The sequence below is a fragment of the Klebsiella sp. P1927 genome, assembly GCF_018204675.1.
Lineage (GTDB): Bacteria > Pseudomonadota > Gammaproteobacteria > Enterobacterales > Enterobacteriaceae > Klebsiella > Klebsiella pneumoniae.
Map to the genome: position 1 here is coordinate 834,504 of NZ_CP073377.1, position 14,873 is coordinate 849,376.

The following is a 14,873-nucleotide window of genomic DNA, read 5'->3' on the forward strand; positions in this document are numbered from 1 at the left end:
GCCGGGCCGCTCTTCTGACGCCGCGATGACGACGACGCTTTCCTTCTCCTTTCAGCACCGCCCACTGGTGCCCTTTGCCCATGATTATGCCCACGGTGACCAGGAAGACTGGCATCAGCATGACTGCGCCCAGCTGCTGCATATACTAAGCGGCGTGGTGCGAGTCGCGACGCCGGTAGGCTACTGGGTGGTGCCGCCCGGGCGCGGCGTCTGGCTGCCGGCGGGAACGCCGCACGCGCTGCGCATGACCGGCAACGTGGCGGCGCGCACCCTGTTTATCGATCCGCTGGCGCGCGCCGATCTTCCGGCGGGCTGCCAGATCGTACAGATCACGCCGCTGCTGCGGGAACTGATCGTGTCATCCCTGGCGCTGGCGGAACGCTATGCCCCCGCCAGCCGCGACGAAAGAATTTATGAACTGATCCTCGATGAGATCCGCGGGATGGCGATCCTGCCGTTTGGCCTGCCGGAGCCGCAAAGCGAAACGCTGCGTCGGCTGTGCCAGCAGGTACGCGAGGCGCCGGGCGAGGCCTGGAGCAGCGGCCAGGCGGCGAAGGCGTGCAGCATGAGCGAGCGAACCCTAAACCGCCATTTTCAGCAGCAGACTAGCCTGACGTGGAGCGAGTGGGTGCGCCGGGCGAAGCTAATGGAAGCGCTGGTGCGCCTGGCGCAGGGCTACTCCGTGCTGCGGGTGGCGCTGGAGCTGGGCTACGGTAGCCACAGCGCCTTCAGCGCCATGTTTCGTCGGGTGATGGGCGTCGCCCCCAGCGACTATTTTCGTCCCCCGGCCTGATCGGCGGCGCTGAGCGCATTGCACAGCGCCTGCAGCGAGGCGCGCGCCACGTCATTATCGATACCCACGCCCCAGTAGCTTTCTCCTTGCGGAAAAACGCAGCGGATATAGGCCACCGACCGGCTGTCGCTGCGCGCGCCGAGCGTATGCTCATGATAGTCCTTGATCATAAACGGCTGCCGAAACAGCGCGCTGAGCCCGCTGGCTGCGGCGGAGAGCAGGCCGTTGCCCTGGCCCTGCAGGCGTCGGGTTTCGCCGTGGTGACGCAGCGTTGCCTGCAGGGAAAGCTGGCCATCCTGCTGGCTGGCGCTCTGATAATCGAGCAGCGTCAGCGCCGGCTGCGCCTGCAGCCCGTAGCGCGTGCGGAACAGCTGCCACAGCGCATGGTGGGTCATCTCTTTGCCGTCGCTATCGGTGGCCTGCTGAACGTGCTGGCTGAAGTCCTGCTGCAGCCCGCGGGGCAGTTTCAGACCATGATTTTGTTCGATAAGCCAGGCGCTGCCGCTCTTCCCCGACTGGCTGTTGACGCGGATCACCGCCTCATAGCTGCAGCCTATATCCTGCGGGTCAATGGGCAGGTAGGGCATCTGCCACGGATCGCCAGGCTGACGGGCATCAAACCCTTTTTTGATCGCATCCTGATGGGAGCCGGAGAAGGCGGTGTAAGCCAGACTTCCCGCCCACGGGTGGCGCGGGTGAACGGGGATCTGGTTGCAGTTTTCCACCACCTCCACCACCCGGTTCATCTGCTCGAAGCGAAGCTCAGGGTCGATGCCCTGGCTGTAGAGGTTCATCGCCAAAGTCACCAGACAGACGTTGCCGGTGCGTTCGCCGTTGCCAAACAGGCAGCCTTCTACCCGATCGGCGCCGGCCATCACCGCCAGCTCGGCGCTGGCGACGCCGGTGCCGCGATCGTTATGCGGGTGCACGCTGATGCAGACCTCGCTGCGGCGGGAGAAGTGGCGGCAAAAATACTCGATCTGATCGGCATAGACGTTGGGGGTGTTGACTTCCACCGTCGCCGGCAGATTGACGATCATCGGTCGCTCGGCGCAGGGCTGCCAGACATCCGCCACCGCTTCGCAAATCTCAAGCGCAAACTCGGGCTCGGTGAAGCAGAAGGTTTCAGGCGAATATTCATATTGCCAGCGGGTCTCCGGCTGCTGTTCGCACTGCTGACGGATAAGCCGGGTGGCGCGGGTCGCGAGGGCGATCACCTCGGCCTTGTCCATGCCGAAAACCAGCTCGCGGAACAGCGGCGCGGTGGCATTGTAGAGGTGGACGGTAGCCCGGCGGGCGCCGCGCAGCGCCTCAAAGGTGCGCAGGATCAGCGGGTCTCGCGCCTGGGTCAGCACCTGGATGGTGACATCCTCCGGGATGCGCTGTTCGTCAATCAGCTGGCGGACAAAGTTGAAATCGGTTTGTGAGGCGGAAGGGAAGGCGACTTCAATCTCTTTAAAGCCGCACTCCAGCAGCAGATCCCAGAACTGCAGTTTGCGGGCGCTGTCCATGGGCTCCGCCAGCGCCTGGTTGCCGTCGCGCAGGTCAGTCGAGAGCCAGCGCGGGGCGTGACTGATTTGCCGGTCTGGCCAGCGGCGGTCAGGCAGGGCGATCGGCGGATAGGGACGGTACTTTTCAGCAGGATGGCTCAGCATAGTGTTCTCCTTAATGGTCAGCCTTTATCCTGCCCGAGCGCAGGGTGACGGGCTTTCGCAAACGAGACAGAAACTAGCGAGAACTGGACAACCTGACGCCGTAAAAAAGGGACCCGGAGGTCCCTTTATGTGAGGCTTAGTGCGCGCCGCCGCCGCCTCCGCCGGCGCTGAACGGTGGTCTGGCGAACCACACCAGCCCCAACAGCAGGATGAAAATAGCCGCAGAAATCCAGAAGATTTCGTTGGCGGAGATAATCAGCCCCTGGTTGGTTATCTGCTGCGCTATCCAGCCGGACGCCTGCTGCTGCGTCATTCCCATGCCCTGCAGCTGATCGTATATCTGCTGCGCGTTGGGGTTAAAGGGGGTCACCGATTCGGTGAGCTGTGCATGATGCAGCGCCTCGCGGTTGGTCCACAGGGTGGTGGTGATCGAGGTCCCGATGGAGCCGGCAAGGGTACGGGTGAAGTTCGACAGGCTCGACGCCGCCGCCAGCCGCTCCGGCGGCAGGCCGGAGAGGGTGATGGTGGTCAACGGCATGAAGAAGCAGGCCACCGCGAAGCCCTGGATAAACTGTGGCCACGCCGAGGCGCCAAAGTCCATCCCCGGTTCGAAGGTCCAGGCGCGCCAGTAGAAGCAGACCGCGTACATAATAAAGCTGAAGGTGACCAGCCGCCGCATGTCGAGCTTATGCGCGAAGCGGCCGATAATCGGCGACAGAATGACCGGGATCACCCCCACCGGCGCCGACGCCAGGCCGGCCCAGGTCGCGGTGTAGCCGTAGACCTCCTGCAACAGCTGCGGCAGCAGTACGATGGCGCCGAAGTAGAGCATATAGGCCAGACTGATACAGAGGCAGCCGATGGTGAAGTTGCGCGACTTAAATAGCGACAGATCGACAATCGGGTTATCGTCGGTTAGCTCCCAGACGATCAGGAAGCTTATCGCCACCACCGCCACGATGGTCAGAATGATAATCTCATTGGAGGAGAACCAGTCCAGCTCTTTACCCCGGTCCAGCATCACCTGCAGGCTACCGATACCGATGATCAGCAGCGCCAGACCGACACCGTCGATCCGCCGCTGTTCGGTTTTGGTTTCCCGGTTGCGCAGGGTCTGCAGGGTCATCAGCACCACCGCCACGCCAATGGGCACGTTGATAAAGAAGATCCAGCCCCAGTGATAGTTATCGCTGATATAGCCGCCGAGGATCGGACCGCAGATGGGCGCGACAATCACCGTCATTGACCACAGCGCCAGAGCGATAGAGCGCTTCGCCGGGGGATAGTTGCTGAGCAGCAGACTTTGCGACAGCGGGATCAGCGGTCCGGCGACGATCCCCTGAATGACGCGGAAGAAAATCAGCATCGTCAGGCTGTTGGAGACGCCGCAGGCCCAGGAGGCAATGGCGAAAGCGGTGGTTGACCACAGGAACAGCTTCACCTCGCCGACGCGCTTGGCCAGCCAGCCGGTGATCGGGATGGAGATGGCGTTAGCGACCCCGAACGAGGTGATGACCCAGGTCCCCTGGCTCAGCGACGAGCCAAGGTTGCCGGCAATGGTCGGGATCGCCACGTTGGCGATAGTGGAATCCAGCACCTGCATGAACGTCGCGAGCGACAGCGCAATGGTCATAATGACCAGCTGCGCGCCTTCCAGCGGTTTTTGCTGTTGCATTACACTCACCCCGAATTATCCGGCGTTGGCCTGAATGATCTCGTCTATCAGCTTATTAACCGGATCGAGAGCGATTTCACGGGCATTGCTCTCGTAAACCGGGGAGCTCCGCACCTGGCTGGCCAGCATTTCACCATCGCGATCGGTGGTGTTGACTTCCACCAGCGTCGAGAGGCCGATGCGCAGCGGGTGTTCCGCTAGTTGTTTTTCATCCAGCTCGATACGAACCGGCAGACGCTGTACCACTTTGATCCAGTTGCCGGTAGCATTCTGCGCCGGCAGCAGAGAGAAGGCGCTGCCGGTGCCCATATCCAGACCGACCACTTTACCGGTGTATTTCACGTCATCGCCATAGATATCGCTGATCACGGTGGCCGGCTGGCCGATACGCATATGCGCCAGCTGAGTCTCTTTAAAGTTAGCATCGATCCACAGGTTGGTCGCCGGGACCACCGCCATCAGCGGCGTGGTGGTGCCGATCTGCGCGCCAGGCTGTACCGAGCGACGGGAAACGTAGCCGCTAATCGGGCTGACGATCTGCGTACGCTGCAGGGCCAGCCAGGCGTTACGCACTTCAGTGGCCGCCTGGAGCACCGCCGGCTGCTGTTCCAGCCTGGTGCCCAGCACGATCGCCTGGTTGGCGTTGTACTGCTGGATTGCCACGTCGAGTTCGGCCTGTGCGCTGGCGACGGTATCGCGGGCGTGCTGCAGCTCTTCGCGGCCAATGAGGTTCGCGGCGCCCAGCGGGATGCGGCGGTTCAGGTCAGCCTGCGCCTGGGCGAGGGCGGTTTTTTTGACGTCGATATTTGCCTGCAGCTGCTTGCTGTTGATCATCTGCTGGCGGGTCTGACGGACGCTGGCGGCCAGTTGGGTCTTAGCCTTTTCAAACGCCTGTTGGGCATCGGTCCGATCGAGAGTGACCAGCGGATCGCCTTTCTGCACGTAGTCCGTGTTGTCAGCCCAGACTTTGGTCACGCTGCCCGCGACCTGAGCCATAATTTGTACCTGATTCCCTGCCACGTAGGCATCGTCGGTCTCTTCGTAGTGACGCAGTACCAGAAACCAGTAAATCCCATATGCCACGGCAATAATAATGAAGAGCAATGTCAGCAACAGAAGGGCGCCTTTACGCTTTCCTTTTTTGCTGCCTGGTTGCTGCGGGGTTTGGCTCTCCGCATTTGCACTCATGTTATTCTCCACGATCTTATTATTTCACATCGGCTGAGCCGACCTGTTTATCAGAAAGGCCAGCAGAGATCTGCTGGCCTGGCTGTTTTCCTTGCAACGTAAAAATGGGCTGAGCGACGCCGCCCTTAGCGTAGAGAGTCCGCTAGCACGCCTTCTTCTTCCATCTGATCAAGGCGGCTCAGGAGTTTGCGGGTGATGTGTTCGAGCTGATCTTTTTCGCTGGTGCTAAGTGAAGACCACAGCTGATGCAGGCAGTTATGCTGCGGCGGCAGGACTTCACGCAAAAACTGATGGCCCTTTTCGGTCAGTTGCAGATGCAAACAGCGACGATCGTTATCGCTCTCGCGGCGCTCAATCCAGCCGCGTTTTTCCAGTTCATCAGCGATACGGGTGGCGTTGGTACGTGACGAGCCCAGCGCACAGCTCAGCTCGGACGGCTGGATGCTGTGGTTTTCCTGTGACTCCAGCGTAATCAGCGCCATAAATAATGTCTCGTTAATTCCCTGCGCTTTGAGCATTTTATTGCGATTTTCCAGCAGCTTACCTTGCATATGCATGCAAAGACGAGTTAACAGGATCTCCTGAAACGGGAAATCTTCATGGCGGCTGGCGCGGAACTTGAGCATTTGCTCAATGGGAGTAAACGAACTATCCATTTGGGTATGACCTCATTAATTACAGCCGATATAATAACTATTGTGACAAATAAATCAAATGAATTATTGACCAAAATTGATACGTAAAGCTTAGAGCCCGTTGGTGATTTTCCATGCCAGACCATAGGCAAACGCCGACAGCAGGGTCGGGACAATGATGCTGCGGGTTTTCCAGAAGGCGGCCCCCAGCACCAGGAAGCCGGTCAGCGTCGGCGCCAGGCGATGGGCATCGGCGAGGATCTCCGGCACGCTGGAGACCACCAACAGCGCGCAAATCGAGGCGATGCCAATGGTATCCAGCAGCACGCTGACCGGGCCGCGGCGGGCAGGACGGGCGTGGCCGACGCGCAAACGCAGAGGAAGATAGCGAAAGAGATAGTTGACGCCGCCGACTATCACCCCGAGCAGAAGGACTTCACTGTTCATCCGGCATCCCCTTGAGCATGGCCTGAAGCAGCGCCGTCAGACACCCGCAGACAATTCCGGCGAGGATCGCCGCCGGAATGGAAAATAACAGAATGCCGCCCAGCGCGCCCGCCAGCGCCGCCGTGACGCAGAGTGACTGCTGACGCTGGAAAGAGGCCAGCAGGAAGCTCATAAACAGCGCCGGCAGCATAAAGCCGAGGGCGGCTTCCACCGCTGGATAATCCACCAGCAGGCCGTTGCCGGACCAGGCGCCGGCCAGCGTGCCGCACACCCACGATGCCCACGAGGTAAAAGCGAGACCAAGCATCCAGTTTTCGCTCCAGCGGCGGTTATCGCGAACCAGCCTGGCGGTAGCGGCGGCGAAAACCTCATCGGTCAGGCCGAAGGCCCAGAGGGCGGTTTTCTTTTTATCCAGCGCTGAGCGAATGCGGCTGCGCAATGAGGGGCCATACAGCACGTGGCGGACATCCATCGCCATCACCGTCAGGGCGGCGACCCACAGCGAACTGCCGGCGGCCAACATGGCGGTGATCACAAACTGGCTGGCGCCGGCGTAAATAATGCAGGAGAAGAACAGGCTTTCCAGCGGGGTGAAGCCCAGCCGGGTGGCATTGAGTCCGAAGGCGAATGCCACCGGAAGGTAGCTGATGACGATGGGGAGACTGTCTTTGACGCCTTCGCCGACGGTGGCGACGCGTTCAGGTAAGGCACAGGTTAAGGGCGCGGGGTTTTCCATATGAATAACTTATCGCTGGATCCATGTGAAGGTGGCAATTTGACCGATGTCTCCACCTTAACAGAGCGCGATGCGCCTTAACACTATGGAAATTCCTGGAATCGCTTTTCTATGACCTGGCCAGGAGAAAGGGGCAAGGGGGCCGGATAAGGCGCTGGGCCTTATCCGTGAGCGGGTTTACTGCTGCGCGGCGAGGGCGGTTTTCACCCAGCTGTCGAACAGCGGCTGGTGGGCTTTGATCCAGCCATCAACGTGGCCGTTAATGTCGGCTTCGGAAGCATGGCCTTCGTGCATCATCGCATTCTCGGCGTTGATGTCGGCGATCGGCAGCTTCATGACGCTAAACAGAGTGGCGGCGGCCGGATTTTTCTCCGCCCAGGCTTTGTTAGCGACGATGTGCATGGTGTTCACCGGGAAGCCATAGTTGGCGCCGTTGGCCAGTTTGGTGTCGATGTTTTTCTGCTCGCCCGGCAGGGAGGAGAACGGCACCTGCAGCCAGACGACGTCCTTGCCAGGCTTCAGCACGTCGCTAACCCAGTACGGCGTCCAGGTATAGTAGAGCACCGGTTTACCTTCTTTATACCGGGCAATGGTGTCGGCCATCATCGCCGCGTAGTTGCCCTGGTTATGGGTGACGGTTTTGCTCAGGCCATAGGCGTCAATCTGATGGTTAATCACTGCTTCGCAGCCCCATCCTGGGGTACAGCCGGTGAGATCCGCTTTACCGTCATTGTTGGTATCAAACAGTTTGGCGATCTGCGGATCTTTGAGCTGATCGATGGAGGTGATGTGGTACTGCTCAGCGGTTTTTTTGTCGATCAAATAGCCCTGGGCAGCGCCTGAGACGTACACTCCTTTGCGATAGAATTTGTTATCACCGCCCGCCGCGGCGTACATGTCATCGTGCAGCGGTTGCCAGTTGGTGGCGATAAAGGTGGTATCTCCGGCGGCAATCGACGTATAGGCAACGTTATAGTCCACTTCGCTGGGTTTCTCGACGGTGTAGCCCAGCTTCTCCAGCGCGCGACTGACCAGCAGGGTCTGGAAGCTCTCTTCGGAGATAGTGCTCTGAGCGGGCTTCACCGTAATCCCTTTACCCGGCAGGTCGGCGGCGAAGGCGCTGGTGGCGAGCAGGGTGGCAAAGGCGGCGGTGGCCAACATCGTACTATGTCGCATGGTGGTTCCTCTTATTGTTTAACGGGAAGGGCCGCTCCCGGGCATCGGCTGGTGTCGGGGAGCGGCGCTGTTATCGACTTATCGACAGAAAGGGCGAGTGATAAGCCCCAGCGGGCCGGTGGTGTACCAGCGGCGGTTGCCGCGACTGCGGGCGTCGCGACCGACGGCCTGGGTGAGGCGGTCAAGAATAATCGCCAGGATCACGATCCCCACCCCGCCGACGGTCGCCAGGCCCATATCCAGGCGACCGATACCGCGCAGCACCATCTGGCCGAGGCCGCCGACGGCGATCATCGAGGCGATCACTACCATCGACAGGGCCAGCATCAGGGTCTGGTTAACCCCGGCCATAATGGTGGGCATGGCCAGCGGCAGCTGCACCTTAAACAGCAGCTGGCGCGGGCTGGCGCCAAATGAGCGCGACGCTTCGATCAGATCCGCAGGCACCTGGTTTATCCCGAGGATGGTCAGACGGACGATCGGCGGCAGGGCGAAGATAATCGTCACCACCACGCCCGGTACGTTGCCGATGCCGAACAGCATCACGATCGGCACCAGATAGACGAACGCCGGCGTGGTCTGCATGGCATCCAACAGCGGGCGGATGATTTTCGCCGCCCGCGGGCTGCGCGCTAGCCAGATCCCCAGCGGCAAGCCGATAACCATGCAGAACAGCAGGGCGGTGAGGACCAGCGCCAGAGTGACCATGGCTTGCGACCACGCGCCGATGGCGCCGATGGCAATCAGCGATACCAGAGTGGCGACCCCCATGCCGAGGCTGGAGATCTGCCAGGCGATTAGCGCGAAGACGATAATCGCCACCGGCGCCGGTATCCCCAACAGCAGCTGCTGGAAGGCGCTGAGGATGTAGTCGATCGGCACGCGGATCCCCTGGAACAGCGGACGGAAGTGCAGCACGATCCAGTCGATGGCGTGGGTCACCCAGCTGTCGAGCGGGATCAGGGTCTTATGGAACGGATCCATGATATTGAACTGTTCCGGCTGCGGCGCCGGGGCGCTGTGCAGCCAGTCGGCGCCGCCGCCATTAGCCGGCGCGGCAGTAGAGGCACCACCCCAGGCGTCGGCAGCCTGCGCGGCGCTGTCGGTTGACGGGGCGCTGCCCCATGGATTGGTCTGATCAGCCATGATTCACCCCCTCGCGATCTAAAGCCTGGAGCAACATCCGTTTGGAAATGATGCCAATATATTGTTGTTCTTCATCCACTACCGGCACGGCGCACGGAGCGTGGCCGACGTGGGAGAGCAGATCGCTGAGCGGGGTTTGCGCTTCCACCGCCAGCGGGGCGTCAATCAGCGCCGCCTCGATCCCCTGCCCGGCGCTGAGGGCTGTTTTCAGAGAATCAATCGAGACAATCCCGACAAAGCGATTACCGCGCTCTATGACATAGCCATATTCCCGGTCTTCATCCTGTAATAATTTCAGCGCCGAACGGGGGCCAAAACCAGGCGTTTTACGAATCAGGCCAACCGGGCTGCGGCGGGCAATATCTTTCGCGCTGAATACCTGGCTAATATCCACGCCGCGGAAGAAGGTGCGCACATAATCATTGGCCGGATTATTTAATATTTCATCCGGAGTGCCGACCTGGACCACTTCGCCATTTTGCATAATGGCGATACGATCGCCAATTCGCATGGCTTCATCAAGGTCATGGGAAATAAAGACGATAGTGCGTTGATGCTTCGCCTGTAATTTGATGAGCTCATCCTGCATTTCGGTACGAATGAGCGGATCGAGCGCAGAGAAGGCTTCATCCATTAACAGAATATCGGGATTAATCGCCAGGGCGCGAGCTAAACCGACGCGCTGGCGCATGCCGCCGGAGAGTTCATCCGGCCAGGCGTGGGCATAATTCTCCAGCCCCACCTGACGCAGCGCCTCCCGGGCTTTTTGCTCTCGTTCGGCGGCGGGAACGCCGGCAAGCGCCATGCCAAACGCCGTGTTGTCGAGCACGCTCATGTGCGGCATCAGCGCAAAGGACTGAAAAACCATCGCAATTTTCTTGCGACGCACCTCGCGCAGCTCGGCATCCGACATTTTGGCGATATCGACCCCGTCAATCAGCACCTGGCCGCGGGTGGGTTCAATCAGGCGATTGAGAAGGCGAACCATGGTGGATTTCCCCGAGCCGGAGAGCCCCATGATGACGAATATCTCGCCTTCTTCAATGGCCAGACTGGCGTCTTTGACGCCAAGCGACAGCCCCGTTTTTTCCAGTATTTGCGCTTTGTTGAGTCCTTTCTCAATATATTTGAAAGCACGGTGTGGATGCTCGCCAAATATCTTATAAAGATTTTTGATTTCTAATTTAATTGCCATGCAATAGAGAAGTTCCTGTTATTTGTTTATTGCGATATGATACCCGATGGTGATTATGATCTTTTTACACCCTAACATACTCAGATTCTGTGACAACCCTCAATGGCAAACTCTCGGCAAAATCAGATGGGGACAACTGTGGCTAAGCCCCCGTGATATAAGGGCTGGGCGGTAATTTGTTGTTGGTAATATTTTTTGATTATCTTTGGATAATTCGACTGAAATGGACCGGTTTTCTGCTAAATATGACGAAGTGATGACGGTTAGGTCATGGAGAGAATATTTGGTGGATTAAACGCTATTTTGTGAAATTAATCACCAGGAATCCGCCTGCGATATTCCTGGTGAAAGTACGGTTAAAAGTCCCAATCGTCGTCGGCGGTCTCTTCCATTTTTCCTATCACGTAGGAGGAGCCGGAACCGGAGAAAAAGTCATGGTTTTCGTCGGCGTTGGGCGACAGCGCTGCGAGGATTGCCGGATTGACCGCCGCCATCTCCGCCGGGAACAGCGCCTCGTAGCCGAGGTTCATCAGCGCTTTGTTGGCGTTGTAGCACAGGAAAGCGCTGACGTCGTCGAACCAGCCGCTCTCGCCGTACAGCTCCCGGCTGTAGGCCAGTTCGTTGTCGTAAAGATCCATCAGCAGATCGAGGGCGAAATTTTTCAATTCTTCGCGCTTGCCGGGGCTGACGATCTCCAGTCCTTTCTGGTACTTGTAGCCGATGTAATAGCCATGCACCGCTTCATCGCGAATGATCAGGCGGATCAGATCCGCAGTGTTGGTCAGCTTTCCCCGGCTGGAGAAGTACATCGGCAGCCAGAAGCCGGAGTAGAAGAGAAAGGATTCGAGGAACACGCTGGCGATTTTTTTCTTCAGCGGCTCGTCGGCCTGATAGTAACCCAGCATCAGCTGCGCCTTGCGCTGCAGGGGATCGCAGCTTTCGCTCCAGGCGAAGGCGGCATCCACCTCCTTGCTGTGGCACAGCGTGGAAAAGATGGAGCTGTAAGAGCGGGCATGAACCGCCTCCATAAAGCTGATGTTCGACAGCACCGCCTCCTCATGCGGGGTTAAGGCGTCCGCCATTAGCGCCGGGGCGCCGACGGTGTTCTGAATGGTGTCAAGCAGGGTCAATCCGGTAAAGACGCGAATGGTCAACTGCTGCTCCGCCGCGCTGAGGGTTTGCCAGGCGGGAATGTCGTTCGACAGCGGCACTTTCTCCGGCAGCCAGAAGTTGCTGGTGAGACGGTTCCAGACCTCAAGATCTTTATCGTCATCAATGCGGTTCCAGTTGATTGCGCTGACGCGCGTTAAATGGGTCATCCTGTTCTCCTTACAGCGCGCAGGACACGCAGCCTTCAATTTCAGTGCCTTCCAGCGCCAGCTGGCGCAGACGGATGTAGTAGAGCGTCTTGATGCCTTTCTTCCAGGCGTAAATTTGCGCCTTGTTGATATCGCGGGTGGTGGCGGTATCGGGGAAGAACAGGGTCAGCGACAGCCCCTGGTCGACGTGGCGCGTCGCCTCGGCGTAAGTGTCAATGATCTTCTCCGGCCCTATCTCATACGCATCCTGGTAGAGGGCCAGATTGTCGTTATTCATAAATGGCGCGGGGTAGTACACCCGCCCGGTTTTCCCCTCTTTGCGGATCTCAATCTTCGAGACGATCGGGTGAATGCTGGAGGTGGCATGGTTGATGTACGAGATCGAGCCGGTGGGCGGCACCGCCTGCAGATAGCGATTGTAGATGCCATAGCGCATGACATCGTCGCGCAGCTGGCGCCAGCTTTCCCGGTCGGGCAGAGAGATGCCGGCGCGGGCGAACAGCGTGCGCACCCGTTCGGTTTTCGGCTGCCACTCCTCCTGCAGATATTTGTCGAAGTACGCCCCGCTGGCGTAGCGCGACTGCTCGAAGCCGGCGAAGCGCTGGCCGCGCTCGCGGGCCAGCTGCATCGAGGTGTGCAGCGCGTGCCAGGTCACGGTGTAGAAGTAGATATTGGTGAAGTCCAGCCCCTCCGGGCTGCCGTAGGCAATGCCTTCCCGCGCCAGGTAACCGTGCAGATTCATCTGCCCCAGGCCGATGGCGTGGGAGGCCGCGTTGCCGGCCGCCACCGAGGGAACCGACTGAATGTCGCTCATGTCGGACACGGCGGTCAGGGCGCGCACCGCGGTGGCGATTGTGCGGCCGAAATCCGGCGAGTCCATGGTATGGGCGATGTTCAGCGAGCCGAGGTTGCAGGAGATATCTTCCCCGATATGCGCATAGCTGAGGTCTTCATTATAGGCGGACGGCGTACTGACCTGCAGGATCTCCGAACACAGATTGCTCATGGTGACCCGCCCGGCCACCGGACTGGCGCGGTTCACGGTGTCTTCAAACATGATGTACGGGTAGCCGGATTCAAACTGGATCTCCGCCAGGCGCTGGAACAGGTCGCGGGCGCGGATCCAGCGTTTGCGGACCCGCTCGTCGGCCACCAGCTGCGGATAGAGGTCGCCGATGGCGCAATCGGCGAAAGGTTTGCCGTACAGCCGTTCGACGTCATAAGGCGAGAACAGGGCCATCTGCGCATCTTCTTTCGCCAGCTGGAAGGTGATATCAGGGATCACCACCCCCAGCGACAAGGTTTTGATGCGGATTTTCTCATCGGCATTTTCACGCCGGGTATCAAGAAAGCGTAAAATATCGGGATGGTGAACATGCAGCCAGACCGCACCCGCCCCCTGGCGGGCGCCGAGCTGATTGGCATAGGAGAAGGCGTCCTCCAGCATCTTCATCACCGGCACCACCCCAGAAGACTGGTTTTCGATGCGCTTGATCGGCGCCCCGGCCTCGCGCAGGTTGGAGAGTAAAAAGGCCACCCCGCCGCCGCGCTTCGACAGCTGTAGCGCCGAGTTCACCGCCCGGCCGATGGACTCCATATTATCCTCAATACGCAGCAGGAAGCAGGAGATCAGCTCCCCGCGCTGCTGTTTGCCAGCGTTAAGGAAGGTCGGTGTGGCGGGCTGAAAGCGGCCGCTGAGTATCTCCTCCGTCAGCTGCCGCGCCTGCTGTTCATCGCCCCGGGCCAGCGTCAGGGCCACCATCACGCTGCGTTCGGCGAAATCCTCGAGGTAGTGCTTGCCGTCAAAGGTCTTCAGCGCATAGCTGGTATAGAACTTCCAGGCGCCGAGGAAGGTCTGAAAGCGAAACGGAGCGCGCCGGGCATGGGCGAACAACGCCAGCACAAACCCGCGGTCATAGCCGGCCAGCACCTGCGGATCGTAATAGCCCTCGCTGACGAGCCAGCTGAGCTTATCCTCCTGGCTGGGGAAGGTGAGGGCGTTGGGCTGAACCTGGGTCGCCATAAAGGCCTCAACCGCCTGGCGATCTTTTTCAAACGGGATGCGGCCCTCGCTGTCGTACAAATTCAGCATCGCGTTGAGGGCGTGAAAATCCACGGCGGCGGTTATACGTTCTGCGGTTGTCGTTGCCAAAATTCGCTGACTCCTTTACGCACGGTGTTGATATCGTCGGGGGTTCCCATCAGCTCGAAGCGGTAGAGATAGGGCACGGCGCATTTTTGCGCGATGACATCTCCGGCACGCCCCCAGCCGTCGCCAAAGTTGCGATTGCCGGCGGCAATCACTCCGCGGATCAGCTGGCGGTTATGCACGTCGTTTAAAAAGCGGATCGCCTGACGCGGTACCGCGCCGGCGGTGCCGCCGCCGCCATAGCTGGGAACGATGAGAATATAGGGCTCGTCTACCCGCAGATGTTCACGCTCGTTCAGCGGGATGCGCACCGCCGGCAGCCCCAGGCGCTGCACAAAGCGATGGGTATTCTCCGAACGGCTGGAGAAGTAGACGATGAGGCTCATGCGCTGGCCGCCGTAAAGGAGGGGCGCAGGCGATTGATCATATCCGGGCGGAAGCCGCTCCAGCGCAGCTCACCGGCGATCACCACCGGCAGCTGGCGAAATCCCTGCTCGCGCAGGGTGTCGGCGGCATCCGGCTGCTGGTCGACGTTGACCATTTCAAAGGCCAGTCCCCGGCTCTCCATGGCTCGCCGGGTGGCATGGCACTGCACGCAGTCATTTCGAGTGTAAATAATAATGCGCATGATTCGTATTTCCTTTTAAGATAACAGCACGGCGCTAAACATAGCGTCGAACGTAGTGGGCCATTCGATAAGGAAATACTAGATGTAGTTATTTAAAACTTCAACCACTCAATATATAGCGTTTTTGGCAA

At 59.5% G+C, this 14,873-nt stretch carries 14 protein-coding genes; 1 reads left to right on the forward strand and 13 read right to left on the reverse strand.

Annotated elements, in window-relative coordinates:
• The first annotated feature begins 25 nt into the window (after positions 1 to 25).
• Complete coding sequence (locus tag KB892_RS04310; RefSeq protein ID WP_002914345.1) at positions 26 to 793, forward strand: AraC family transcriptional regulator; 768 nt, start codon at positions 26 to 28, stop codon at positions 791 to 793.
• On the opposite strand, the gene leuA is transcribed toward KB892_RS04310, so the two are convergent.
• From leuA to nrdH, 13 genes are all read right to left on the reverse strand, one after another.
• Positions 772 to 2,448, reverse strand: coding sequence for a 2-isopropylmalate synthase (gene leuA / locus KB892_RS04315; RefSeq protein WP_002914344.1), 1,677 nt, complete (start codon positions 2,446 to 2,448; stop codon positions 772 to 774). The two genes, KB892_RS04310 and leuA, sit on opposite strands and share 22 nt — an antisense overlap.
• 136 nt (positions 2,449 to 2,584) lie before the next feature.
• The gene (emrB, locus tag KB892_RS04320) at positions 2,585 to 4,123 is read right to left on the reverse strand and encodes a multidrug efflux MFS transporter permease subunit EmrB (RefSeq protein ID WP_002914342.1); all 1,539 of its coding nucleotides are present in this window, start codon (positions 4,121 to 4,123) and stop codon (positions 2,585 to 2,587) included.
• A 15-nt stretch (positions 4,124 to 4,138) separates the two neighbouring features.
• Positions 4,139 to 5,311 carry a multidrug efflux MFS transporter periplasmic adaptor subunit EmrA gene (emrA, locus tag KB892_RS04325; protein ID WP_002914339.1) on the reverse strand — a complete coding sequence of 391 codons (1,173 nt, stop codon included), beginning with the start codon at positions 5,309 to 5,311 and terminating at the stop codon, positions 4,139 to 4,141.
• 125 nt (positions 5,312 to 5,436) lie between these two features.
• Positions 5,437 to 5,967: a transcriptional repressor MprA gene (gene mprA, locus KB892_RS04330; RefSeq protein WP_002914337.1), complete on the reverse strand. Its 531-nt coding sequence runs from the start codon at positions 5,965 to 5,967 to the stop codon at positions 5,437 to 5,439.
• A 90-nt stretch (positions 5,968 to 6,057) separates the two neighbouring features.
• Positions 6,058 to 6,393 carry an L-valine transporter subunit YgaH gene (gene ygaH, locus KB892_RS04335; RefSeq protein ID WP_002914335.1) on the reverse strand — a complete coding sequence of 112 codons (336 nt, stop codon included), beginning with the start codon at positions 6,391 to 6,393 and terminating at the stop codon, positions 6,058 to 6,060.
• Positions 6,383 to 7,129: an AzlC family ABC transporter permease gene (locus KB892_RS04340; protein WP_002914333.1), complete on the reverse strand. Its 747-nt coding sequence runs from the start codon at positions 7,127 to 7,129 to the stop codon at positions 6,383 to 6,385. The genes ygaH and KB892_RS04340 overlap by 11 nt, the downstream gene beginning before the upstream one ends.
• A gap of 177 nt (positions 7,130 to 7,306) precedes the next feature.
• Positions 7,307 to 8,305 carry a glycine betaine/L-proline ABC transporter substrate-binding protein ProX gene (gene proX, locus KB892_RS04345; protein ID WP_002914330.1) on the reverse strand — a complete coding sequence of 333 codons (999 nt, stop codon included), beginning with the start codon at positions 8,303 to 8,305 and terminating at the stop codon, positions 7,307 to 7,309.
• Between the two features lie 78 nt (positions 8,306 to 8,383).
• Positions 8,384 to 9,451: a glycine betaine/L-proline ABC transporter permease ProW gene (gene proW, locus KB892_RS04350; RefSeq protein WP_004151038.1), complete on the reverse strand. Its 1,068-nt coding sequence runs from the start codon at positions 9,449 to 9,451 to the stop codon at positions 8,384 to 8,386.
• Positions 9,444 to 10,646 carry a glycine betaine/L-proline ABC transporter ATP-binding protein ProV gene (gene proV, locus KB892_RS04355; RefSeq protein WP_002914328.1) on the reverse strand — a complete coding sequence of 401 codons (1,203 nt, stop codon included), beginning with the start codon at positions 10,644 to 10,646 and terminating at the stop codon, positions 9,444 to 9,446. Before proV ends, proW begins: the two co-directional genes overlap by 8 nt.
• Positions 10,647 to 11,002: 356 nt before the next feature.
• Positions 11,003 to 11,965, reverse strand: coding sequence for a class 1b ribonucleoside-diphosphate reductase subunit beta (nrdF, locus tag KB892_RS04360; RefSeq protein WP_002914327.1), 963 nt, complete (start codon positions 11,963 to 11,965; stop codon positions 11,003 to 11,005).
• A 10-nt stretch (positions 11,966 to 11,975) separates the two neighbouring features.
• On the reverse strand, positions 11,976 to 14,117 hold the full coding sequence (gene nrdE, locus KB892_RS04365) for a class 1b ribonucleoside-diphosphate reductase subunit alpha (RefSeq protein ID WP_002914325.1): 2,142 nt from the start codon (positions 14,115 to 14,117) through the stop codon (positions 11,976 to 11,978).
• The gene (gene nrdI, locus KB892_RS04370; RefSeq protein WP_002914321.1) at positions 14,090 to 14,500 is read right to left on the reverse strand and encodes a class Ib ribonucleoside-diphosphate reductase assembly flavoprotein NrdI; all 411 of its coding nucleotides are present in this window, start codon (positions 14,498 to 14,500) and stop codon (positions 14,090 to 14,092) included. The genes nrdE and nrdI overlap by 28 nt, the downstream gene beginning before the upstream one ends.
• Positions 14,497 to 14,742 carry a glutaredoxin-like protein NrdH gene (nrdH, locus tag KB892_RS04375; protein WP_002914320.1) on the reverse strand — a complete coding sequence of 82 codons (246 nt, stop codon included), beginning with the start codon at positions 14,740 to 14,742 and terminating at the stop codon, positions 14,497 to 14,499. Before nrdH ends, nrdI begins: the two co-directional genes overlap by 4 nt.
• Positions 14,743 to 14,873: the final 131 nt, after the last annotated feature.

What these genes read in the sequence shown, in the direction of transcription:
- KB892_RS04310 (WP_002914345.1), top strand. Translation starts at nt 26, where the DNA reads ATGACGACGACGCTTTCCTTCTCCTTTCAGCACCGCCCACTGGTGCCC.
- leuA (WP_002914344.1), bottom strand. Translation starts at nt 2,448, where the DNA reads ATGCTGAGCCATCCTGCTGAAAAGTACCGTCCCTATCCGCCGATCGCC.
- emrB (WP_002914342.1), bottom strand. Translation starts at nt 4,123, where the DNA reads ATGCAACAGCAAAAACCGCTGGAAGGCGCGCAGCTGGTCATTATGACC.
- emrA (WP_002914339.1), bottom strand. Translation starts at nt 5,311, where the DNA reads ATGAGTGCAAATGCGGAGAGCCAAACCCCGCAGCAACCAGGCAGCAAA.
- mprA (WP_002914337.1), bottom strand. Translation starts at nt 5,967, where the DNA reads ATGGATAGTTCGTTTACTCCCATTGAGCAAATGCTCAAGTTCCGCGCC.
- ygaH (WP_002914335.1), bottom strand. Translation starts at nt 6,393, where the DNA reads ATGAACAGTGAAGTCCTTCTGCTCGGGGTGATAGTCGGCGGCGTCAAC.
- KB892_RS04340 (WP_002914333.1), bottom strand. Translation starts at nt 7,129, where the DNA reads ATGGAAAACCCCGCGCCCTTAACCTGTGCCTTACCTGAACGCGTCGCC.
- proX (WP_002914330.1), bottom strand. Translation starts at nt 8,305, where the DNA reads ATGCGACATAGTACGATGTTGGCCACCGCCGCCTTTGCCACCCTGCTC.
- proW (WP_004151038.1), bottom strand. Translation starts at nt 9,451, where the DNA reads ATGGCTGATCAGACCAATCCATGGGGCAGCGCCCCGTCAACCGACAGC.
- proV (WP_002914328.1), bottom strand. Translation starts at nt 10,646, where the DNA reads ATGGCAATTAAATTAGAAATCAAAAATCTTTATAAGATATTTGGCGAG.
- nrdF (WP_002914327.1), bottom strand. Translation starts at nt 11,965, where the DNA reads ATGACCCATTTAACGCGCGTCAGCGCAATCAACTGGAACCGCATTGAT.
- nrdI (WP_002914321.1), bottom strand. Translation starts at nt 14,500, where the DNA reads ATGAGCCTCATCGTCTACTTCTCCAGCCGTTCGGAGAATACCCATCGC.
- nrdH (WP_002914320.1), bottom strand. Translation starts at nt 14,742, where the DNA reads ATGCGCATTATTATTTACACTCGAAATGACTGCGTGCAGTGCCATGCC.